The sequence below is a fragment of the Methanofollis liminatans DSM 4140 genome (assembly GCF_000275865.1).
GTDB classification, from domain to species: domain Archaea; phylum Halobacteriota; class Methanomicrobia; order Methanomicrobiales; family Methanofollaceae; genus Methanofollis; species Methanofollis liminatans.
In genome coordinates this window covers 1,542,163-1,561,512 of record NZ_CM001555.1, presented here as the reverse complement: position 1 = coordinate 1,561,512, position 19,350 = coordinate 1,542,163, and the positions used below count along the sequence as shown (strand labels likewise).

The 19,350-nt window shown below is 61.9% G+C and carries 22 protein-coding genes; 3 read left to right on the top strand and 19 right to left on the bottom strand.

The features are described 5' to 3' along the window. Positions 1-386: 386 nt before the first annotated feature. The 13 genes from METLI_RS07605 to METLI_RS07545 all read right to left on the bottom strand — a co-directional run bounded on the left by METLI_RS07605 (position 387) and on the right by METLI_RS07545 (position 10,563). Positions 387-932 carry a DUF5803 family protein gene (locus METLI_RS07605; protein ID WP_004039253.1) on the bottom strand — a complete coding sequence of 182 codons (546 nt, stop codon included), beginning with the start codon at positions 930-932 and terminating at the stop codon, positions 387-389. A 2-nt stretch (positions 933-934) separates the two neighbouring features. Then, positions 935-2,146 carry a threonine synthase gene (gene thrC, locus METLI_RS07600; protein WP_004039252.1) on the bottom strand — a complete coding sequence of 404 codons (1,212 nt, stop codon included), beginning with the start codon at positions 2,144-2,146 and terminating at the stop codon, positions 935-937. Between the two features lie 41 nt (positions 2,147-2,187). Further along, positions 2,188-2,901: a metal-dependent hydrolase gene (locus tag METLI_RS07595; RefSeq protein ID WP_004039251.1), complete on the bottom strand. Its 714-nt coding sequence runs from the start codon at positions 2,899-2,901 to the stop codon at positions 2,188-2,190. Continuing rightward, positions 2,891-3,637: a nitrilase-related carbon-nitrogen hydrolase gene (locus METLI_RS07590; protein ID WP_004039250.1), complete on the bottom strand. Its 747-nt coding sequence runs from the start codon at positions 3,635-3,637 to the stop codon at positions 2,891-2,893. The genes METLI_RS07595 and METLI_RS07590 overlap by 11 nt, the downstream gene beginning before the upstream one ends. Further along, positions 3,634-4,290 carry a MarC family protein gene (locus METLI_RS07585; RefSeq protein WP_004039249.1) on the bottom strand — a complete coding sequence of 219 codons (657 nt, stop codon included), beginning with the start codon at positions 4,288-4,290 and terminating at the stop codon, positions 3,634-3,636. Before METLI_RS07585 ends, METLI_RS07590 begins: the two co-directional genes overlap by 4 nt. Positions 4,291-4,365: 75 nt before the next feature. Further along, entirely contained in the window at positions 4,366-4,815 is a 450-nt protein-coding gene (ndk, locus tag METLI_RS07580) for a nucleoside-diphosphate kinase (RefSeq protein ID WP_004039248.1), read from the bottom strand. Between the two features lie 5 nt (positions 4,816-4,820). Continuing rightward, positions 4,821-5,012, bottom strand: a complete 192-nt coding sequence (locus METLI_RS07575) for a 50S ribosomal protein L24e (RefSeq protein WP_004039247.1) — start codon at positions 5,010-5,012, stop codon at positions 4,821-4,823. Between the two features lie 5 nt (positions 5,013-5,017). After that, positions 5,018-5,224: a 30S ribosomal protein S28e gene (locus METLI_RS07570; RefSeq protein ID WP_004039246.1), complete on the bottom strand. Its 207-nt coding sequence runs from the start codon at positions 5,222-5,224 to the stop codon at positions 5,018-5,020. A 13-nt stretch (positions 5,225-5,237) separates the two neighbouring features. After that, entirely contained in the window at positions 5,238-5,606 is a 369-nt protein-coding gene (gene rpl7ae, locus METLI_RS07565) for a 50S ribosomal protein L7Ae (RefSeq protein WP_004039245.1), read from the bottom strand. A gap of 96 nt (positions 5,607-5,702) precedes the next feature. After that, positions 5,703-7,679, bottom strand: coding sequence for a DUF2298 domain-containing protein (locus tag METLI_RS07560; protein ID WP_004039244.1), 1,977 nt, complete (start codon positions 7,677-7,679; stop codon positions 5,703-5,705). Beyond that, the gene (locus METLI_RS07555) at positions 7,669-8,640 is read right to left on the bottom strand and encodes a lysylphosphatidylglycerol synthase transmembrane domain-containing protein (protein ID WP_004039243.1); all 972 of its coding nucleotides are present in this window, start codon (positions 8,638-8,640) and stop codon (positions 7,669-7,671) included. Before METLI_RS07555 ends, METLI_RS07560 begins: the two co-directional genes overlap by 11 nt. Then, on the bottom strand, positions 8,624-9,334 hold the full coding sequence (locus METLI_RS07550; RefSeq protein ID WP_004039242.1) for a dolichyl-phosphate beta-glucosyltransferase: 711 nt from the start codon (positions 9,332-9,334) through the stop codon (positions 8,624-8,626). The genes METLI_RS07555 and METLI_RS07550 overlap by 17 nt, the downstream gene beginning before the upstream one ends. After that, positions 9,331-10,563 carry an NAD(P)/FAD-dependent oxidoreductase gene (locus METLI_RS07545; RefSeq protein WP_004039241.1) on the bottom strand — a complete coding sequence of 411 codons (1,233 nt, stop codon included), beginning with the start codon at positions 10,561-10,563 and terminating at the stop codon, positions 9,331-9,333. The genes METLI_RS07550 and METLI_RS07545 overlap by 4 nt, the downstream gene beginning before the upstream one ends. Before the next feature lie 131 nt (positions 10,564-10,694). Here METLI_RS07545 and METLI_RS07540 point away from each other — a divergent pair, with 131 nt between their 5' ends. Continuing rightward, positions 10,695-11,873, top strand: a complete 1,179-nt coding sequence (locus METLI_RS07540) for a tubulin/FtsZ family protein (protein WP_004039240.1) — start codon at positions 10,695-10,697, stop codon at positions 11,871-11,873. Between the two features lie 6 nt (positions 11,874-11,879). Then, entirely contained in the window at positions 11,880-13,001 is a 1,122-nt protein-coding gene (locus tag METLI_RS07535; RefSeq protein ID WP_004039239.1) for a hypothetical protein, read from the top strand. Positions 13,002-13,632: 631 nt separating this feature from the next. On the opposite strand, the gene METLI_RS07530 is transcribed toward METLI_RS07535, so the two are convergent. Genes METLI_RS07530 through tuf form a run of 3 tightly spaced genes read right to left on the bottom strand, consistent with a single transcriptional unit; the run spans position 13,633 to position 16,842 of the window. Then, the gene (locus tag METLI_RS07530) at positions 13,633-15,228 is read right to left on the bottom strand and encodes a flippase activity-associated protein Agl23 (protein ID WP_004039238.1); all 1,596 of its coding nucleotides are present in this window, start codon (positions 15,226-15,228) and stop codon (positions 13,633-13,635) included. A gap of 4 nt (positions 15,229-15,232) precedes the next feature. Then, positions 15,233-15,541 carry a 30S ribosomal protein S10 gene (rpsJ, locus tag METLI_RS07525; protein WP_004039237.1) on the bottom strand — a complete coding sequence of 103 codons (309 nt, stop codon included), beginning with the start codon at positions 15,539-15,541 and terminating at the stop codon, positions 15,233-15,235. Positions 15,542-15,564: 23 nt separating this feature from the next. Continuing rightward, the gene (tuf, locus tag METLI_RS07520; RefSeq protein ID WP_004039236.1) at positions 15,565-16,842 is read right to left on the bottom strand and encodes a translation elongation factor EF-1 subunit alpha; all 1,278 of its coding nucleotides are present in this window, start codon (positions 16,840-16,842) and stop codon (positions 15,565-15,567) included. A gap of 176 nt (positions 16,843-17,018) precedes the next feature. On the opposite strand from tuf, the gene METLI_RS07515 reads away from it, so the two are divergent. Then, positions 17,019-17,321 carry a hypothetical protein gene (locus METLI_RS07515; protein ID WP_004039235.1) on the top strand — a complete coding sequence of 101 codons (303 nt, stop codon included), beginning with the start codon at positions 17,019-17,021 and terminating at the stop codon, positions 17,319-17,321. Here METLI_RS07515 and METLI_RS07510 read toward each other — a convergent pair. Genes METLI_RS07510 through METLI_RS07500 form a run of 3 tightly spaced genes read right to left on the bottom strand, consistent with a single transcriptional unit; the run spans position 17,305 to position 19,350 of the window. Beyond that, the gene (locus METLI_RS07510; RefSeq protein ID WP_048104162.1) at positions 17,305-18,171 is read right to left on the bottom strand and encodes a 4Fe-4S binding protein; all 867 of its coding nucleotides are present in this window, start codon (positions 18,169-18,171) and stop codon (positions 17,305-17,307) included. The two genes, METLI_RS07515 and METLI_RS07510, sit on opposite strands and share 17 nt — an antisense overlap. 40 nt (positions 18,172-18,211) lie before the next feature. Beyond that, positions 18,212-18,925 carry an adenosylcobinamide-GDP ribazoletransferase gene (gene cobS, locus METLI_RS07505; protein WP_004039233.1) on the bottom strand — a complete coding sequence of 238 codons (714 nt, stop codon included), beginning with the start codon at positions 18,923-18,925 and terminating at the stop codon, positions 18,212-18,214. Further along, positions 18,907-19,350, bottom strand: a complete 444-nt coding sequence (locus METLI_RS07500; protein ID WP_004039232.1) for a phosphatidylglycerophosphatase A — start codon at positions 19,348-19,350, stop codon at positions 18,907-18,909. Before METLI_RS07500 ends, cobS begins: the two co-directional genes overlap by 19 nt.

The window sequence follows — 19,350 nt, the reverse complement described above, 5'->3', positions numbered from 1 at the left end:
GACGCTTCTCCCCCCCCCGAGAACGCCTGAAGGTACGGGCGGTATCCGCTCCACCCATCAGAGCGATATCCACATCCTCGCGCTGAGCACGTGAGGGTTCCAGAAAACCAGGGCAGACACCTGCTGGGGGGCTGGCTGCCCCCCGGTTCCCCGCCGATTGCGATTGGGGCAGGGATGGACAACCACGCCGGCACGCCCATCCATCAATTTTTCATCGACCAGTGCGCCGCCTGGGCCTTCCTCGCATGGCCAGGGCAATCGTGTGCAGGGGTCCGGGGGTGCAACCCCCGGTGCGGGGTGGGCGTTGTGTGCGTGTACGGGTAATCGAGCAGCCTCTGCCGGGGCAACCTGCTGCCAACGGGTGTGGAAAAAAGGAGTGACAGGGGTTACTGCCCCGGTCGCCGCCGCATCAGCAGGAACGGGACGAGCAGCACCGCCGCCACGGTGAACCAGACGGCACCGAAGATCAGGAGGAGGCGCTCCTGGCCTGAATCATAGAAGCGGACCTCCACAAACCTGGTCCCGTCCCAGCGGATCACGGTGGCGTTGCCCTCCTGTGAGATCGTCCCCCCCTCGCTTACCCGGCCGAGCAGGGGGTTGTGCACGTTGAGCCCCTCAGGGAGGGTGACGGCGATCGCCGATGGTTCTTGGAGGAGGACCTGAAGATTTTTCAAAGCGATCTCGGCCTCGTAACTGACCGTGACGTTCCCCCTCTCAAAGGCGATGGTGTTCCGGTCCTTCTGGGTATAACTGCAGTTATCGCCGCATTCGCCTGAGACGGTGATGTTTTTCACCGTGAGGGGCAACTTCTCGCCGAGCATCCCGGCCTCCCAGAAGGTGTACTCCTCTGCGCCGGTGAGGGTGACCTCGCCGATATAGGTCTCCCCATCCGGCAGTACGGTCACCGTTGCGTTATAGGCTGCTGCCTGCACCGTCAGGAGGACAAGTGCAGCACAGAGAGCAATGCCTGCTCGGTAGCGTCGATCTCGATCGGAGGTGGACATTGTCTGATCACTGTTTCCGGGTCTTTGAGAAGGTGGCCGGTCACCACGCAGACGATCCGCTCGTCCCGGTCGATCCGCCCTTCTTCAACCAGTTTCTTGATGCCGGCAACCGATGCGGCCGATGCGGGCTCGACACCGATCCCTTCCTTCTGTGCAAGGTCGCGCTGCATCGCCAGGATCTCCTCGTCGGTCACCGAGGCCGCCGTGCCGCCGGTCTCCCTGATGGCGATCAGCGCCTTCTCGCCGTTGACCGGCGCGCCGATGCGGATGGCGGTCGCCACCGTCTCCGGGTTTGCCTCGGGCACGACCGCGGGGAGGCTCCCCTGGATCGCCTGCACGAGCGGCTGCGATCCGGCCGCCTGGATCCCGGTCATCATCGGGAGGCGGTCGATGAATCCCAGGGTTTCGAGTTCCCGCAGCCCTTTGTACACGGCCGAGATGTTGCCCGCGTTGCCCACCGGCAGCACCAGGCGGTCGGGGACGTCGCCGAGCTGGTCGACCGCCTCGAACCCGATCGTCTTCTGGCCTTCGAGCCGGTACGGGTTCACCGAGTTCAGGAGATAGATCCCGTGCTTCAGGCAGAGATCCCTGACCATCTCGAGGGAGCGGTCGAAGTTGCCCCTGACGGCGATCACCTTTGCGCCGTGCATCAGGGCCTGGGCGACCTTGCCGAGGGCGACCTTGCCGGCCGGGAGGAGGACGACCGCGGGGATCCCACCCTTCGCGGCGTAGGCGGCAAGGCTTGCCGAGGTGTTGCCGGTGCTGGCGCAGGCCACGCTCTTCATCCCGAGCTGGACGGCCATCGAGACGCCGACGGTCATCCCGCGGTCCTTGAACGAACCGGTCGGGTTCATCCCCTCATGCTTTGCATAGAGGTGCGGCAGCCCCATCTCTGCCCCGAGGCGTTCGAGGTGGTAGAGTGGTGTGCCGCCCTCCTGGAGGGTGACCGGAGGTATGGTGACCGGCAGGATTTCACGATAGCGCCAGACCGAGATCGGGCGACGGTTCCATGCCTCTCTCGAGACGTTGATTGCGTCCAGATCATAGTCGACGGTGAGCAGGTGCCCGCACTTCGGGCAGGTATAGATGATCTCGCCGGGCGCGTATTCGGCACCGCAGTGGATGCACGCGAGATGGTACATAGGGTGATATTGGTCCTTGTGGTAGATGAAAATTCGTGAACCTACCGCCGGGGGCGGGCGGCGAGGAGGAAGATGACCCATAGGGCGGCGGCAACGGCGATGCCGGCATAGGGAAAGAGAGCGGCGGGAACGGCCTCAACTTTACCGGCGGCAAAGAGCCCGCCGGCGGCGACGGCCATCACGGCGGCGTAGATCGTCGGTCTGGGGTCGCCGCTGCCGGTGGTGATCGCCCCGCGCGTCCGGTGTCCTGAGAGGGGGAAGAGCCATGCCACGCCGCTGCGCGTGCACGAGTCCTCGAGGAGGTGGCCGACCGCCCCCCCCAGGAAACCGAGCAGGAAGACGGTATAGCCTATGTCCCAGGGAATACGAAGGCCGATCGTCCCGATCGCCCATGCATAGGCGCCGAGGAGGAGGGTCATCAGGACGACCCCGATCGCCGAGTGGAGGACGCCGCGATGGCGGGGCATCCCGCGTTCACCGAGCAGGGCGATGAAGGGGAGGGAGATCGGGTAGTAGACAAGATAGCGGATGGCGTAGCCGAAGAGCGGCAGCACAATGAGTCGTTTCCCCTTCCCGCCGGGAATACGGGTATGAAAGATCGCCGAGTCGTTGGCGTCGGCGTCCGGGGCGAGCGCCCCGATAAACACCCCGAAAAGGGCGGCGACCAGCCATTCGGGCGGGAGGACGGAGACCCACGGCACCAGCACGACGGCGGCGGTTGCAAGGCTGATGGAAAGGTGCTCGTCACCGTTCACAGGCGTCTCTCCATCGTGCATAGAGGTCGGGCAGTCGGTCCTGCATGACCGGGAGGGCGGCGCGCATTCTCTGCACCTCTTCTTTGCGGATCTCGCCGATGATATGGCCCTGATCTGTTTTTTCCCGGAGGCTGCCGTCAGGCCCGGCGATGCATGAGCGCCCCCATGCGTTCGCCCCGGCAATATAGCACTCGGCGTCCAGGGCGCGCCCGCGGAGCAGCAGTTCCCACTGGTCGAGGCGCTCTGCGGGCCACGCTGCCGGGACGAGGACGCACTCGGCGCCGCACGCCGCATAATGGACGAAGAGTTCCGGGAAACGAAGGTCGTAGCAGACGGCGAGGGCGAATCTGATCCCGCCGGCGTCGAAGACCGCCGGTTCTGTGCCCGGGGTGCAGGTCAGGTCCTCGCCGCCGGGAGAAAAGAGATGGATCTTCGCATAGGTCGCCTGCACTCTTCCGTCCGGGCCGGCGGCAGAGGTCAGGTTCAGAGGACGCGGTGCGCCCCTCCAGCAGGAGCCCACGACCCAGATCCCGTACTCGGCGGCGATGCGACAAAGTGCCGGGAGAATGGCAGGATCCGGGCGGGGTTCGTCCGGTTTCCAGCCGGTGGCAAACTGCTCGGGGAAGAGGATGAGGTCGGCGCCCTCCGCCGCCGCAGCAGCCGCGGCCTCTTCTGCCTCTCTCAGCCCACTCTCGACCGAGGGGGGCGGCGCCATCCCGCAGCAGCAGACCTTCACAATCCTGCTCCTGCCAGCATCGGGAAAGCCGTTTTGACCCCGACGATGATGAACTGGACGGCGATGGCGATGAGCATCATACCCATCAGCCTGTTCACGGCGCGGTACTCGCGGTGACCGATCCGCCCTACGATCATCTCCGAGCGGGAGAACATCAGGTACGTGACCCCGATCGCAAGGGCGATGGCGGCGATGACGACGGCGATCGCCACCGGGTGAATGGCGGTCGCCTCGTTGGTGAGGACGATCACCGTCGTGATCGCACCGGGCCCGGCGATCATCGGGACGGCGAGGGGCATCACCGCCACCTCGTCGGTATCCTGGCTCTCGTACTTCTCGGTCGCCGAGATTTTCGTCCTGGAGGTCTTTGCATAGACCATCTCCATGCCGATCCCGAAGAGCAGGAGACCGCCGGCAATCCTGAAGGCCTCGAGGGTGATCCCGAAGAGCTGGAGGATCACGCCCCCGGCGATCGCGAAGGTGAGCAGGATGACCAGGGCGTATTTGCAGGCGATCGCGGCGACTGCCATGCGCTGGACGTGCTCCATCGTCTCGGTCAGGGAGACGAAGAGCAGCGTCGCTGCGAGCGGGTTGGTGATGATGAGGATGGAGGTGATGCTCAGCAGGACGAAACTCAGCAGTTCGCCATTCATGCAGACTTTTTAGGTCTTCTTCTGGTTAATGCCTTTCGAGGCAGGAAAAAAAAGTCCGGGGTTATCCCCGACGATTCACTCGTACAGAGCCGGTTCGTCGAGCCGTGCATAGGCGACGAATTCGGCGTTTGCAAAGTGGATGGCGATCTCGCGCGCCGCACTCTCGTCTGAGTCCGAGGCGTGGATCACGTTCTTGCCGGTTTCCATCGCCATGTCGCCCCTGATCGTTCCTGGAGCGGCGTCGGCGGGGTTCGTGGCGCCCACGAGTTTCCGCACGATGGCGACCGAGCCCTTGCCTTCCCAGACCATGGCGACCACCGGGCCGGACATGATATACTCCTTGAGCGAGGGGAAGAACGGCTTTGCAACATGCTCGGCATAGTGTTCCATCACCTTCTCCTCGGAGATCATGGTGAGGTTTGCCGCCACGAGCTTGAGGCCTTTTGCCTCAAGGCGGGAGATGACAGCCCCGATGATGCCGCGCTGGACACCGTCGGGCTTGATCATCACAAAGGTCCGGTCCATCAGGCTCACTCCTTCCCGAGTGCCTTGCGGCCGGCTTCGGTCCAGGTGACCCGGCGGGGGACACGCTTGAGCTTGTAGTTCTTCTGGCACTTCGTCGAGCAGAAGTAGAAGAGCGCGCCGTCCTTGCGGACGAAGAGCTTCCCTGTACCGGGCTCGATCATCTCGCCGCAGAAGCTGCACTTGTAGGTCTCAACCATTCTCTTTACCGCCTCGAAAGTTTCTTCGCTTCGCGCTCGGTCTCGAGGAGCATCAGGATGTCGCCCTCGCGGATGGGGCCGACGGTGTTGCGGGTGATGATCCGGCCCTTGTTGTTCCCTTCAAGGACCCGGCACTTCACCTGCATGGCTTCGCCGTGCATCCCGGTGCTGCCGATGACCTCAATGACCTCTGCGGGTGTTCCGTCTGCCATCTGGAATACCCCCTCAGGCCCTCAGTTCGCCGACCTGCTTGGCAACCTCTTCGACGAGTTCCTTTGCCTTGCCGGGCTTGACGATGGCTGCTGCAGCGGATCCCACGTTCAGGCCGCTTGCCGCGCCGATCTCGTTCTGCTTGCTGATGAAGATGTACGGGATTTTCTTCTCCTCGCACAGGGGTGCAAGGTGCATCACAATCTCTTCAGGCTGGACATCGGCGCCGATCAGGACGAGCTGGGCGGTGCCGCGCTCGATGCACTTGGTGGCCTCGTTGGAACCCTTCTTGATCTTGCCGGTGTCGCGGGCGATTTCGAGCGATTCAAGCGCTTTGTTCTGGATCTCTTCCGGAACTTCAAATGTTACGTATACCTTTGCCATGATTCACCTCATTCAGGAGCGTAGCCTCTCCTTCATCAATCATCAGTTGTGATTGAGTAGCCATATGAAATCTACAGGAAAACTGATAAACCTTCCTCAGGTGCGCCTGTAGACCGTTACGCCGGCGGCATTGTACACCGTCACGAGCCCGTCCGCCGGGAGGTCGATCAGGTAGGTCTCCTCTTCGAGGTCGCCGACATAGATCAGGTCGGCGCCGTATCTGTCCATGAGGGCGAGGCACTCTGCCGGGTTCTCGTATATCGCCTGCACGTCAGCTTTACGTTTGGATATCGCGTCCCAATCGCTCCGCCACATCTGTTCGTGGAATGGCTGGCCGAGGACTGTCGGGATGCCGGTGAAGGCCGAGACGCGGCCGGCATAGGTGTAGTCGCCGCCGACCGCCTCGACGAGAATGAGGCTCCCCTCCTCTGCCTGGAGCCACGCAATGGCGGCGGCGTCGCCGGGGTGCTGGGTATCAAGCCAGGCAAGACCGTCCAGGGAGCGCGAGGCGTAGCCGAAGTCGAGGTCGATCGTAAGGGGGGCGATGATCAGGGCGAGGGCGGCGACGGCCGCAAGGGCCTGTTTCCTTTTCCCTGCGATCCGGTCTGCCAGACCGGTCCCGGCGATCCGCTCGCCGAGCATCAGCAGCACGCCGGTCCCGAGGAGGATCCAGGCGACCGAGTAGCACTTGAAGACAGAGTTCAGCCGGTAATACGCGCCTCCCATGTTGTCCTTCAGGTAGAAGAACTCGCAGATGATGATGATCACGAGGCCGGCAGCGCAGAGGAGGTCGATCGGCGAGAGGCGGCGGCGCGAGAGGATCGCCGCGAGCGGCAGGGCGGCGATCCCGGCGGCGAGGTATCCGGCCAGGCCAAGGATCGCTGGCGCCGCAAGGAGCCAGGGACGGGAGAGGACGTCGCGGGCAGAGGCGGCATAGAGCACGGCGAGGAAAAAGCCGTGGACGAGGAGGAACTGGACGGGATCGGTGGGTGCGGTCACAATTCCTGCTCCTTCGACCCCCGCGCCGGCGAACTGGAGGTAATAGGGGGCGTACAGGGCGATCGAAAGGGGCGGGACGGCGACGAGGAAGAGCGGATCGCCGTGCCGCCGCCAGATCAGGAGCCCTGCAACAACGACAAGGGGGGCGTAGAGGAGGATGTCCCACGAGTTGATCGGCGGTATCGAGCCCAGGCTGACGACGGTGCAGGCGATGACCCCGATACGGGCGTTTCGGCTGAGGCCTTCCCATCTCGCCAGGGCGTAGCAGAGGAGGAAGATGAGGAGGAACTGGCCGAAGATCCCGAGCACGTGGGGGTGCAGGTCGCCCCAGAGGAAGGAGAACATGGTGTACTCGTTGATCGTCCCCTCGATCACCCGCGTGCTGTTCCAGAGGAGCGTCTGTACCGGCGTACCGGAGAGCGTCTCCCACAGGAAGGCCGGGTTTACCAGGGGAAAGATGAGGAGGGGGATCCATGCGGCCTTCGGGACGAGCAGGCGCCCGGTCGCATAGGCCATGACGGCCGCCGCCCCGAGCACGGTGGGGAGGCCGAGGTTGAAGACGACCCCGGACGGCACCCCGGTCGTGATCCCGAGCGCTCCAAGCGTCCAGTAGCCCAGATAATAATAGATGTCGAGCGTGCCCCCGGCAAACCAGGGGTCGAGGGGCGGGACGACCGGTTCGCGCATGATAGAGGCGAGGAAGGCGTGGTCCATGAACTTCTCGGCAAACGAGACCGTCGGGTTGACGAAGCGGAAGAGGAGCATCGAGGTGAAAAAGACGAGGAAGACGGCGTCCCAGTGTGCGAATCGTTTGAACTCCTCGACGGTGTATTCACGCCGCCAGAGTGCGTATGCCGCCAGGGCGGCAAAGGGCAGGAGGGCGGCCTGCACCGGGAGGTGGACGAGGGCGAGGTACCAGGATGCGGCCCCGAAGAGGAGGATGGAGAGCGGGTATGCCGCAGGGTAAGCAAACTCCCCGAGCGCGGGGGTGAGGCGCGGCCAGAGGGCGCACTGGATCGCCTTGATCAGGACGATCCAGGAGACGACCATGAGGACCTGCGCCTCAGGGCTCACGCAGTTCCTCCCTGGAGAGCCCCTCGTGGAACGAGCGCTTCATCAGGTGCACCGACCAGTCGCCGAAGTAGTAGAGGGACCCGATCCCGCCGACGAGGGTGACCAGGTTCTTGATCAGGTGGTCGACGACGGCGATGACGGTGGCCGTCGCCGGGGCCGTGCCGGCGAGCTCGAAGGTGACGGCGAGGGCGAACTCGTAGGTGCCGACGCCGCCCGGGGTGATCGGGACGGCCTTGACCAGGTTGCCGATGACGATGGCGAGCACGACGACCATGAAGGGGATGCTCTCGCCGAACATCAGGACCACGACGGCGCAGACCAGGATATCCGCGAGCCAGATCGCGATCGAGGAGGCCCCGAGCACGAGCAGGGCCCTCGCGTTCAAGGAGGCCTCCCTGATCTCGGCGAGCATGCGGTAGACGATCCCGAGATATCTGTTCTCGGAATGGCGGTCGCCCATCAGGAGGAGGAAAGCGGCGAAGACCGCCCCGCCGACGATCGGGACGGCGATGAGGGGCAGGAACCATTCGGGGGTCCCGATGACGAACGGGAGGGCCAGGAGGCCGAGAAGGGCGATCGTCACCACGTCGAAGATCCGCTCGACGACGAGAGAGGAGACGCCCTGCGAGTAGGTCGCCAGGTTCTCGTGCTTGAGGATGAAGATCCTGACCAGGTCGCCGAGGCGGGCCGGGACGATCAGGTTCGCCGTCTGCGAGAGGAGGATACAGGCCGTGGAGAAGACGAGGCCGATCCTGACGGCAAGCCCGCCCAGGATCGACCGGTACCGCCAGCCCCGCATGACCCAGGCGATGGCGCAGACCAGGACGGCGATAGCGAGGTACAGGGGATCGGCGTGGACGAGGGTGACCACCAGGTCGTCCCAGACCCGCCAGAGCATGTACGCCAGGATCCCGCAGGCGATCAGGGTCGGGATGACGACGGCGCTAACTCTTCGCCACATGGATCTGCCACCAGAGCCCCAGGATCTGCGAGCCCATTGAGAAAACGTCCTTGAACCGCACGGTCGTGCCCGGCCCCTGCCGCCAGACCACCGGGAACTCGGCGATCCGGTAACCCTTCCGCTGCCCGCGCACCAGCGACTCGGTGTCCCAGAACCAGTGCGGGGCCTGGATCTCCGGGATCAACTCGAGGATCCGATCTCTCCTGAACGCCTTGAAGCCGCACTGGTGGTCATAGAGCCTGCTCCCCAGGATCGTGCGCACCAGGAAGTTGTAGCCGCGGCTGGCGATCTCCCGCCCGCCGCTCCGGACGATGTTGGAGTCGGGCATCAGCCGCGATCCCGTGGCGATATCGGCGCCGTCCCTGATCGCCCCGACGAGTTCGGGGAGGTGGACGAGATCGGTTGCGAGATCGACGTCGTAATAGCAGACGATCCCATACCTCGCCGCGGCGATCGCCCGGTTGAGGGCCCGGCCCCGCCCGAGCCTCTCGTCGGCGTGGAGGAGAACGACGCGGGGGTCTTTTTCGTGCCACTCCTGCACGTATTCGGCGCTCCCGTCGGTGCTCCCGTCCTCGGCGACGATCACCTCAAAGGTCTCCGTGATCGCCGAGAGGGCGGCGATAGATGCAGGGATCGCCTCTTCGAGGGCGGTGCGGTCGTTGTAGACCGGGAGGATCACCGAGACGCCGTTCATTGCACCGCTCCCCTGATCCGTGCCGCCACCTCCTGCCCGGCGGCGATCGATCCTTCCATCGAGCGCTCCGGGTAATTTGGACGGGAGAACATTCCGGCAAGGTACAGGCCGTGCTCCTCGTAGGCCGGGATGAGGTCGGCGAAACCGGTCGTATAGACCGGCCCGGCGAACCGCTCCACGGCGAGTTCGCTCCAGTGGACGGCGGTCTTCGGGACGGAGAAGCGCCTGCAGAAATCAGAGAGCATCATCTCTTTCAGGTTGGGCGCCGGTCTATCCCCGAAGTAGGAGGCGAGGTAGACCACCTCCTCACCACCATAGCGCTCGCGCGGCGCAAAATTGGTGTGGGTGACAACGGCGCCGTAAGGGGCCGTATCTTTCATGTTCAGCCAGTATATGCCGTTGGTGACGTCCCGGTCGAGCCCGATCGTCATGCAGGCCGCACCCTGGTACGGGATCTCCGCGAACCCCTCCATGCCGCTGAGCCGGCCGATCTCCTGCGGCGGGATGGTGGCGAGGACGGTGTCAAACCGCCGGCCGTTCACCTCCCACGCATCCCCGGTGCGCCTGATCGAGGTGACCGGGGTGCCGGTCTCGATGACGGCGCCCTTCTTCTGCGCCTCCTCTGCCATGCCGTCGACGAGTTCGTGCCACCCGCCCCTCATATACCCGAGTCGTTCGCCCTCGACCCCGCGGTCTGAGCGGATGGCGATCCTGGAGATGAGCCAGGCGGCCGAGACCTCGTCGCGCCGGTCGCCGAACTTGCTCCGCAGCAGCGGTTCGAAAAACGAGGCGTACACGCTCTCGCCCAGGTTCTTCCTGATGTACTCCGATGCCGGCACCGCGTCCAGCGCTGCAAGGTCCAGCCGTTTTGCCCTTAGCGTGAGCAGCCCGAGGCGCACCTTGTCGGCGAGGGAGAGGTGAGGGTAGCGGAGGATCTCGATCGGGCTGGTCAGCGGGTGGATCGTCCCGTCCACATAGTAACCGGTCGAGCCGCTGAGCCATTCGAGGCGGTCCGAGAGGCCAAGGTCCCGGAGGAGGGAAAAGAGGCGCTCGTCGCCGGCGAAGCAGTGGTGGTAGTAATGTTCAATCCAGTAGTCATCCCGCTTGTAGGAGGCGAGACACCCGCCAAGAAGGGGTCTGCTCTCGAATATTGTGACCCCGGCGGTTTCTGTGAGGGGGAGAGCGGCGGCAAGGCCGGTGAGGCCACCCCCTATGATACAAATATCCATAATCTGCAATAGTGTGTATCATCCAAAGCGCATAAGAAAGTTTTTGAACTCTTATGAGAACTCTACTATTAGCTAGATACCAGCTACGAGCGTTCTTGCATTTATGGTAGCCGACTGGATGGTGTAACTGAATGAGAGTATTTTTCATAGGATTCGGTCAGGCTGGCGGTAAGGTTGTCGACATGTTCATCGAGCAGGACAAAAAGTCCGGGATGAACAGTTTCAGGGGGATCGTTGTCAATACCGCCCGCACCGACCTTATGGGGCTCAAAAACATCGAACTCAAAGACCGTATACTTATCGGCCAGACTGTGGTCAAAGGTCATGGGGTGGGGACCGACAACGTCACCGGCGCCCGGATCGCCGCGGACGAGATCGATTCGATCATCAATTCGATCGATACCCGCGGTACCCATGACGTGGATGCCTTTGTGATTGTGGCAGGTCTCGGTGGCGGGACGGGCTCCGGCGGTTCCCCGGTGCTTGCACGCCACCTGAAGAGAATTTACCGCGAGCCGGTCTATGTGCTCGGCCTCCTTCCCGCCCCCGAGGAGGGACGGCTGTACACCTACAACGCCGCCCGTAGCCTGTCCACTCTTGTCAATGAGGCCGACAACGTATTTGTCTTCGACAATTCGGCCTGGAAGAACGAGGGCGAGAGTGTCAAGACCGCCTACTCCCGGCTGAACGACGAGATCGTCAGGCGTTTCGGTGTCCTTTTCAGGGCAGGCGAGGTCAGCAAGGCCGGCGTCGGCGAGATGGTCGTCGATTCCTCGGAGATCATCAATACCCTCCGCGGCGGTGGCATATCGAGCGTCGGCTATGCGGTCACCGAGGTCGTGAGCGATCGGACGAAGCAAAAACGCGGCTTTTTCGGTGGCCTTAAGGAATCCTTTTCAAAGAAAGAGAAGGCGGAAGAGGTGCTGATGGGCGAGGACAAGTCTGCAAAGGTGATCGCCCTCGTTCGCCGCGCCATGCTCGGCCGTCTTACCCTTCCCTGCGACTACTCGACTGCAGAGCGTGCGCTCGTCCTCGTCGCCGGCAACCCGAACGAGATGGACCGGAAAGGCGTTGAGAAGGCGAAGAGCTGGGTCGAAGAGAACATCGCAGGGGTTGAGGTCCGCGGCGGCGATTATCCGGTGGACAGCAACTATATTGCAGCCGTGGTCGTGCTTGCGACGATCGGTGAGGCGCCGAGGGTGCGCGAACTCTTTGAAATTGCGAAAGAAACAAAAGAAGATGTCATCAGGTCGAAGGAGAAGCGTGCTTCGATGTTTGACGACCAGGATATCGATCCGTTATTTGAGTGAGGGCATATGAGATCAGCAATCAAGGTACTTATTGGACTGCTCGTCATCTTCTGTCTGGTCCAGGCGGCATCAGCAGCGGTGAACTACAAGATTACAGGCACGCCTGATGTGAACCCATCATCCGGCGACCTCTCCCCTGGACAGGCCGTAAAGGTCAGTGTTGTTCTGACACTCCAGGACTATGGCTCCTATTCTTTCCCTGCGGATCATAGTCTTGCTCTGTACACCGACCTCGACAATCCCGTCTGGAATTATTACATCGAGCTAGCGGGTCGTAGCGACCCGCCGCGCACGATATCGGCGCGCAACCTCCCCATCAACGGCTTTGATCTCAGTTATTCGGCCGATACCGACGTCAGATTAATGGTCGCCGTTGAGGGCACAGCCCCTACGGTGACGGCGACACAGGAGAAGATCCTGATCCGTGTCCGTCAGGTGGATGAAGAGAAAGATGTCGTTGACGACAGCGAGTACGTGATTAAGCGGACGATCGTGAACCCGCAGGACGTCCAGGCGAACATCGCCACCGCCCAGACCCGCCTCACCGCCCTGAAGACGAGCATCGACGAGAAACTTGCGGCAGGCATCGACACGACGGCGGCGCAGGCGAAGTACGACGAGGCGAAGGCGGCGATCAACCGGGCCTCGTCCACATCGGACTTTGCGGCGGCGAAGGCCGATCTGACCACCGCCCAGAATGCAATGAGCGCTGCCGAGACTGCCCTTGTACAGGCAGAGGCGCAGAAAGAGATCAACGACGCCCAGTCGGCGATCAACCAGATCGACGGGATCATCACCTATTTCGAGGTTAACAGGAGCATGGGGACCGACCAGCGGGTGATGAACCTCAAGACCCAGCGTGACCTTGCCGCCCAGTCCCTCTCCCTGGCCAATGACCAGATGAACGCGAAGAACTATGATGCGGCCAGGATCAAGGGGGTCGATGCGAACCAGAAGGCGCAGTCCACGCTGACCCTTGCCACCCAGGTCCGCGAGGAGATCGGCGAAGGCTTCTCCCTGAATCTCGGTTCGCTCCCGCTCTATATCGGTGCGGGTATCGTGATCGTGCTGATCATCGGCGGCATCATCTATATCAGAAAGAAAAAGCAGTGGGACGAACTGGGATAACCCCCCATCCGGTCGGCATTCCGGCGGTTCAATCCGCAATCTCTTTTTTTTCAGGTGTTTTTTTCCAGATGTATGATTGGGGGAGGAACCCACAAAATGCTCCGGCACGTCCATCAAGAATCATCATCAGCAACTACACCGCTCGGCCCGTCCCCTCATGTCAGGGACAGTTCGCTCACGGGGGTCAGGGGGTGCAACCCCGGGCGGTGTCCACTTCACCCATCAGATCTCTTTCCACATCCTCGTGCTGAGAGCGTGAAGGTTCCTGAACGCCTGTGCAGACACCTGCCGGGGGGCTGGCTGCCCCCCGACCCACCCCCCGCCGGATACGATTGGGGCAGGAACCCACAAATGCGCCCCGGCCTGACCATCCAGAATATTTCATCGACGGATTCTCAGCCCTGCCTTCCCCCGCACATCCAGGGGCAGTCGCATGCAGGGGTCCGGGGGGGTAAGAGCCCCCGAGAGGTATCCGCTCCACCTTCAGAGCGATTTTCCACATCTTCACACTGAGAACGTAAGGGCTCCAGAAATCCGAGCAGACATCCCCCGCAACACCTGCCGCCCCCAGACCCGCATCTCCACTCCGGAGGGGTAAATCAAAACCGAAAAAAAGATCCAGGAGGGACCTTCAGGCAGAGGTCCGTTCTGGCACGAAGACGTCGATCTTCATATTGCCCATCTTCCCGTCCCTGAGGAAGTAATATTGAAGGACGCGGTCCTTGTTGTCGTACCACGAGAACCAGTAGTTGAGGTTATAGGTCCGCTTCTCGTAACCGGGGAGGGCGGGATAGCTGTCCTCGTCCGAGGCGATGACCAGATCGTAGTTTCCTGCCGCGATGCTTCCCTCATCGATCTTCTTGCCGAAATAACTCAGGTTCGCCGATCGGTCGCCGCGGTAGTACCACGGCAGCGGCCAGTAACGGTCGGATGCGATGGCAACGGCGTTCGAACCGTCGATCAGCGCCATCACCTCCCGCATGTCTTCGGAGTTCTGGACCTGCATGATCGGCTCGTTCACATCGGCAGGCACATAGGCGACGTGCCAGAGGGCAAGGACCAGAAAGACGCTCGAGACGACGGCGATGACAGTCTTCTTCTCTGTCATCGCATACGCAGCGACAAAGACCAGGGGCAGGAGCTGGTGGATCAGGAGCCACGGCACCTTCTCGCCGATATAGGCATATGCCGCGATCGAGAGGGCCATCCAGACGATACAGAAACGGAAAAACTCCTCCTTCTTATCGAAGGATGGCGGCGCCGGCAGAACGCTCCGGATCTGCTGCAGCGAGATCGCGACGATCTCGTGCATGCTGCGGACGGCGGCGCTCGCCGCCTTTCTTCCCGCGATGAGGAACTGGACTGTTCCGGCGATGGCGAGGACGAGGATCGGGAGCTCGTAGAGGAGGAGGAGGAGAACGTAGAAGTAAAACGGCCCGCCAAGCCGCTGCTGCTCGTGCATCTCCCACCAGTGGCCGATGGCGTCCGGGATGAAGGTGAGCACCCGGTCGGGGTGGACGCCGAAGGATGAGTAGAAGACGACGATGATCCCGGCGGCGACCAGGACGCCCAGGGCGAGGTCACGCTTCCAGCGGGCGGGGAGTTTGACTTTTCCTGCCCAGAGAAGATAGAGGAGATAGACCCCGAAGATCCCGAGAACGATCGGCATGTTTTCCTTGCACGAAAGACCGAGCCCCGCCGCCGCCGCTGTGATCATGGCATATCTGGCCTGTCCTCTCTCCAGGTACAGGATCAGGGCGAGGAGGAGGACAAACGTCAGAAACAGAATAAAGATGTCGTTTCTGAGAAACCGCGAGAAATAGACCATGTTCGGCGAGATCGCAAGGAAGAATGCGGCGACCAGGGTCTGCCTGCTATCGAGGTAGCCGAGGCGGTAGAGAGGATAGACGAGGGCGACGATGAGAGTGCCGAGGAATGCGGGAACGATCCGGCCGACAAGGTCGGCGTCGCCCAGGAGGGCAAACATCCCGGCCGTTACATAGTAGAGCAGCGGGCCGTGGAAGGAGGGATCGTACACATAGACGCCGGTGGTCAGGAGTTTGTACGAGAACCAGGCGTGGATCGCCTCGTCATGGTGAAAGAGTTTTAAATCCAGGAATGCGAACCGCAGGACCGCCGCGAGGATCAGGATACAAAAAAAAAATCTCTCTGTTGAGAGAGATTTTTGGATTCGAATGGCAAATCCGGCGGCTGAACTGCCGCTCACAGCATCAACTCTCCAGCACGATCTCGATGCCGATATCTTTCGGCACCTGAATACGCATCAGCTGTCTGAGAGCACGCTCGTCAGCGTCGATGTCAATGAGCCGCTTGTGCACGCGCATCTGCCAGCGATCCCAGGTTGCCGTCCCCTCGCCGTCAGGGCTTTTTCTGACCGGGACAACAAGCCTCTTTGTCGGGAGGGGGATAGGCCCTGCCAGATTGACGCCTGTCCGCTCTGCAATCTCCCGTATCCTGTCACAGACCATCTCGACTTTGTCGTAATCTGTCCCCGAAAGGCGTATTCTGGCTTTTTGCATAGACCTTCACCTCAACAACAAACTTATCTCATCTGCTTTGCCTGGATGTCGATGCACATGCCGGCTGCAATGGTTGCGCCCATATCACGGATCGCGAAGCGGCCGAGCTGCGGGATCTCCTTGATCTTCTCAATGACCATCGGGCGGGTCGGGCGGATCTTGACGATCGCCGCATCGCCGGTCTTGAGGAAGGTCGGGTTCTCTTCCTTGACCTGACCGGTGCGCGGATCGAGCTTCTTCACGAGTTCGGTGAAGGTGCAGGCGATCTGGGACGTGTGGCAGTGGAAGACCGGGGTGTAGCCGACGGTGATCGCGCTCGGGTGGTGGAGCACGACGATCTGTGCGGTGAACTCCTCGGCAACGGTCGGCGGAAGCTCAACCGGACCACAGACGTCGCCGCGGCGGATATCGTTCTTGCCGACGCCACGGACGTTGAAGCCGACGTTGTCGCCGGGCAGCGCCTCGGGGACTTCCTCGTGGTGCATCTCAATCGACTTGACTTCGCCGTTGACGTTTGCCGGCATGAAGGCGACCTTCATACCCTTCTTCATGACGCCGGTCTCGATACGGCCGACGGGCACGGTGCCGACGCCGGAGATCGAGTAGACGTCCTGGATCGGGAGACGGAACGGCAGGGTCGTCGGCTTCTCGGGCTCCTTCAGGAGGTCGAGCGCCTCGAGGACGGTCGGGCCGGTGTACCACGGGGTCTCCGGGGACTTCTTCGAGATGTTGACGCCCGCGAACGAGGACATCGGGATGAACGGGACTTCGGAGGGCTTGAAGCCGACCATCTTCAGAAGCTGCGAGAGCTGCTCCTTGACCTCGTTGTAGCGCTTCTCGGAGTAGTCGGCGGCGTCCATCTTGTTGATGCCGACGATCAGCTGCGTGATGCCGAGGGTCCTGGAGAGGAAGACGTGCTCCTTCGTCTGTTCCATGACGCCGTCGGGAGCGGCGACAATGAGGAGTGCTGCATCTGCCTGGGAGGCACCGGTGATCATGTTCTTGACGAAGTCACGGTGACCCGGGCAGTCTACGACGGTAAAGTAGTACTTTGCCGTGTCGAACCGCTTGTGAGCGATATCGATGGTGATACCGCGCTCGCGCTCCTCTTTCAGGCTGTCCATGACCCATGCAAACTCGAAGGAACCCTTGCCCTTGGACTCGGCCTCCTTCCTGTAGTTCTCAATGATATGGGGCGGTACAGCTCCTGTCTCGAACATCAGGCGGCCGACGGTGGTCGACTTCCCATGGTCGATGTGCCCGATGACAGCAAGGTTCAGGTGTGGTTTTTCGGTTGCCATTGATAGTCCTCCACTCAAATATGAGACTGCATACACAGTCGGATTGAAGCGAGTATCATATATTGGGCATCGATCTATATAAATCATTTCGATACGCCTCTTCTCTGTGCAATGGAGGGTTTATCGAAGAGTATCGACATGCTCAAATGTCTGATCGTACAAACACTCAGTGACCTATGAAAACACTGGAATTTCACCGCAATACTGAGAAAGACCGGGTCACCGTCGCCTGCGCACAGGGGGAGGTCTCGGTGCACAGCCACTGCGCCTATTGCAAGCACTGTGCCGGCGTGCGGGTGGGAAAAAGGGTGCTCCCCTCTCCCCAGCAGCAGGCAATGAAAGGCGCACGCGGCGGGGCCGGGATTGACGAGAGCCTCCTCAACGCCGCCATGATGTTCAACTCCCTTGTGCGGGACGGGGATTCGATCGAGTGCTCGGACGATGCGGGCGCCGGTTTTGCCTCTATGTACCGGCGCTGAACTCTTCCCTGATCTTTTTTCTGAAGGCTTCGAAGTCGATATCGTCGAGCTGGTCGGCGAGGTGCCGCCCGCTCCATGCGGTTCTGTAGATCCAGTAGACGATCCGGTCGATGACTTCCACCACGTCTTCTTCCCGTTCGACGCACACGAGTTCCCGTCCCTGCGCCGGATGGCGCCCCCGCCTCCCCCCGACGGTGATCAGGTAGTGGCGGTACTCGGACTTCAGTAGGTCGAAGGGACAGGACTGGACGCAGATGCCGCACTGGACGCAGCGTTCGGGGATCAGTTCTGAGATCCCGTTCTTGATGGTGATCGCCTTCTCCCTGCAGTACTCGGCACAGGTGCCGCAGCCGGTGCACATGCCCGCGACCCGTACCGGGCGAATGCGGCCGACGACCCCGATCTCGTTGAGCACCGGGCTTGTGCATGCGTTCGGGCAGCCTGAGATCGAGATCCTCACCCGTATGGGGGTTTCCTTGCCGAAGACCCGCTCGTCGATCTTTTTTGCCAGACCGAAGGTCTCGATATTGGCGTACTTGCACTGCGCCGTTCCGGGGCAGGCGATGATATTGACAACTTCCTCGTGTTCCGAACCGAGAGGGGTGCCGTTCGCTTCGAGATCCTTCACGATCTCTTCAAGTCTGGATGGATCGACGTGCGGAATCTCCATCGTCTGGCGGGTGGTAAGATGCACCTCCTTGCAGCCGTATTTTTTTGCTATCTCCACAATTCCGGTCATCTTTTCGACCGGGAGAATCCCTGCCGGCAGGCGGAGACGAATGGCACAGAAATCCGGATCGATCTCGGTGATCACACCGCCGCGCGTATGAATGGACCTTCCCTGCATCATCACCATACACTATGGCCGGATGATAAAAAGGTGTATGCGCCTAGAGGACGAGGGCGATGATGACGGCGGCCCTGACGATCTCGTTTGACGCCCCGGCCACGTCCCCGTTCACCCCGCCGAAGAGATGGCGGGCGGTTCCCAGCAGGATCAGGACGACGACGCCGGTGGCAGCAATCGCTTTTCCCAGATCGAACGGGGATATGAGCAGAAGGAGCGGAAGGACGGGCAGCAGTGCGAGCAGGATAAAGTGCGGCCGGGAAAAACCGTGGAGATATGCGTGGATCCCGTCGTGGAACGGCGCGCCAAGCGCGGTGATCCATGCCATGGCCAGTTTTGCGCAGACCTCTGCGGTCAGGACGGCGAGGCCGACGCTCCACGCCTCCCCGAGGCCGACGACTGCAAGCATCGTTATGAGGATGCCGCAGGCGACGCCGCCGGCACCGATCTGGCGGTCAGTCAGTGCGGCGATCCGCTTTTCCCGGCTCCCATGGGCCATCAGCCCGTCCCCGAGGTCGAGGAGGCCGTCGAAGTGGTTTCCTCCCGAGATGATAATGGCGGCGGCGACGGCGGCAGCGGCAGCAATGCCGGGGTGGCCGGAAAGGAGGAGGGCGATGGCTGCCGCGACGCCGCCGGTGACCCAGCCGGCCAGCGGGTAGAGCCAGGTGTGCCTGGCGAAGGCGTCGAAATCTGCCGGCCGTCCGAGGGGGAGGACGGTGCAGAACTGCAGCAGCGCTCTTACAGGTTCGAGAAACATTCTGAGTACAGCCTCGATGTATTCCCTGCGATCAGTCCGGCGACGGCGTCGTCCAGGAAGGGTCCGAGTTCGCCCAGGATGCCGGGCTTTTTCTGGTCGTACCTGGTGAACTCGAAACGGGCGTAGATCCCGCCGATAATCTCGGCGATCGCCATTCCGATGATCTCGTCTGAGAGGAGAAAGACCGGGTCGTCGGCGATCTCCGAGTTCTTCCTGCGGTCATAGAGTTCTTCTTCGAGGAGAACGGCGCCGAGGAGGAGTGACGAGATGTTCGGGTCCAGGTACGAGGCGGCGATCCGCTCCCACAGCCGTTCCCGCGCCGCTTCAGGGCTCATGCCGTGGGGCACGTACAGGGCCATCCCGGCTTCGACGATGGCGTCGGTCGTGATCCCTTTTTTTTCGAGCCGCTCCTCGATCTCAAACAT

Excerpts from the sequence above, each read along its gene's own strand:
- thrC (WP_004039252.1), bottom strand. The coding sequence starts at position 2,146 with ATGTACCATCTCGCGTGCATCCACTGCGGTGCCGAATACGCGCCCGGC.
- METLI_RS07585 (WP_004039249.1), bottom strand. The coding sequence starts at position 4,290 with ATGAATGGCGAACTGCTGAGTTTCGTCCTGCTGAGCATCACCTCCATC.
- rpsJ (WP_004039237.1), bottom strand. The coding sequence starts at position 15,541 with ATGCAAAAAGCCAGAATACGCCTTTCGGGGACAGATTACGACAAAGTC.
- cobS (WP_004039233.1), bottom strand. The coding sequence starts at position 18,925 with ATGTTTCTCGAACCTGTAAGAGCGCTGCTGCAGTTCTGCACCGTCCTC.
- METLI_RS07575 (WP_004039247.1), bottom strand. The coding sequence starts at position 5,012 with ATGGTTGAGACCTACAAGTGCAGCTTCTGCGGCGAGATGATCGAGCCC.
- METLI_RS07500 (WP_004039232.1), bottom strand. The coding sequence starts at position 19,350 with ATGTTTGAGATCGAGGAGCGGCTCGAAAAAAAAGGGATCACGACCGAC.
- METLI_RS07540 (WP_004039240.1), top strand. The coding sequence starts at position 10,695 with ATGAGAGTATTTTTCATAGGATTCGGTCAGGCTGGCGGTAAGGTTGTC.
- rpl7ae (WP_004039245.1), bottom strand. The coding sequence starts at position 5,606 with ATGGCAAAGGTATACGTAACATTTGAAGTTCCGGAAGAGATCCAGAAC.
- METLI_RS07545 (WP_004039241.1), bottom strand. The coding sequence starts at position 10,563 with ATGGATATTTGTATCATAGGGGGTGGCCTCACCGGCCTTGCCGCCGCT.
- ndk (WP_004039248.1), bottom strand. The coding sequence starts at position 4,815 with ATGGACCGGACCTTTGTGATGATCAAGCCCGACGGTGTCCAGCGCGGC.
- tuf (WP_004039236.1), bottom strand. The coding sequence starts at position 16,842 with ATGGCAACCGAAAAACCACACCTGAACCTTGCTGTCATCGGGCACATC.
- METLI_RS07535 (WP_004039239.1), top strand. The coding sequence starts at position 11,880 with ATGAGATCAGCAATCAAGGTACTTATTGGACTGCTCGTCATCTTCTGT.
- METLI_RS07515 (WP_004039235.1), top strand. The coding sequence starts at position 17,019 with ATGAAAACACTGGAATTTCACCGCAATACTGAGAAAGACCGGGTCACC.
- METLI_RS07510 (WP_048104162.1), bottom strand. The coding sequence starts at position 18,171 with ATGATGCAGGGAAGGTCCATTCATACGCGCGGCGGTGTGATCACCGAG.
- METLI_RS07570 (WP_004039246.1), bottom strand. The coding sequence starts at position 5,224 with ATGGCAGACGGAACACCCGCAGAGGTCATTGAGGTCATCGGCAGCACC.
- METLI_RS07550 (WP_004039242.1), bottom strand. The coding sequence starts at position 9,334 with ATGAACGGCGTCTCGGTGATCCTCCCGGTCTACAACGACCGCACCGCC.
- METLI_RS07555 (WP_004039243.1), bottom strand. The coding sequence starts at position 8,640 with ATGTGGCGAAGAGTTAGCGCCGTCGTCATCCCGACCCTGATCGCCTGC.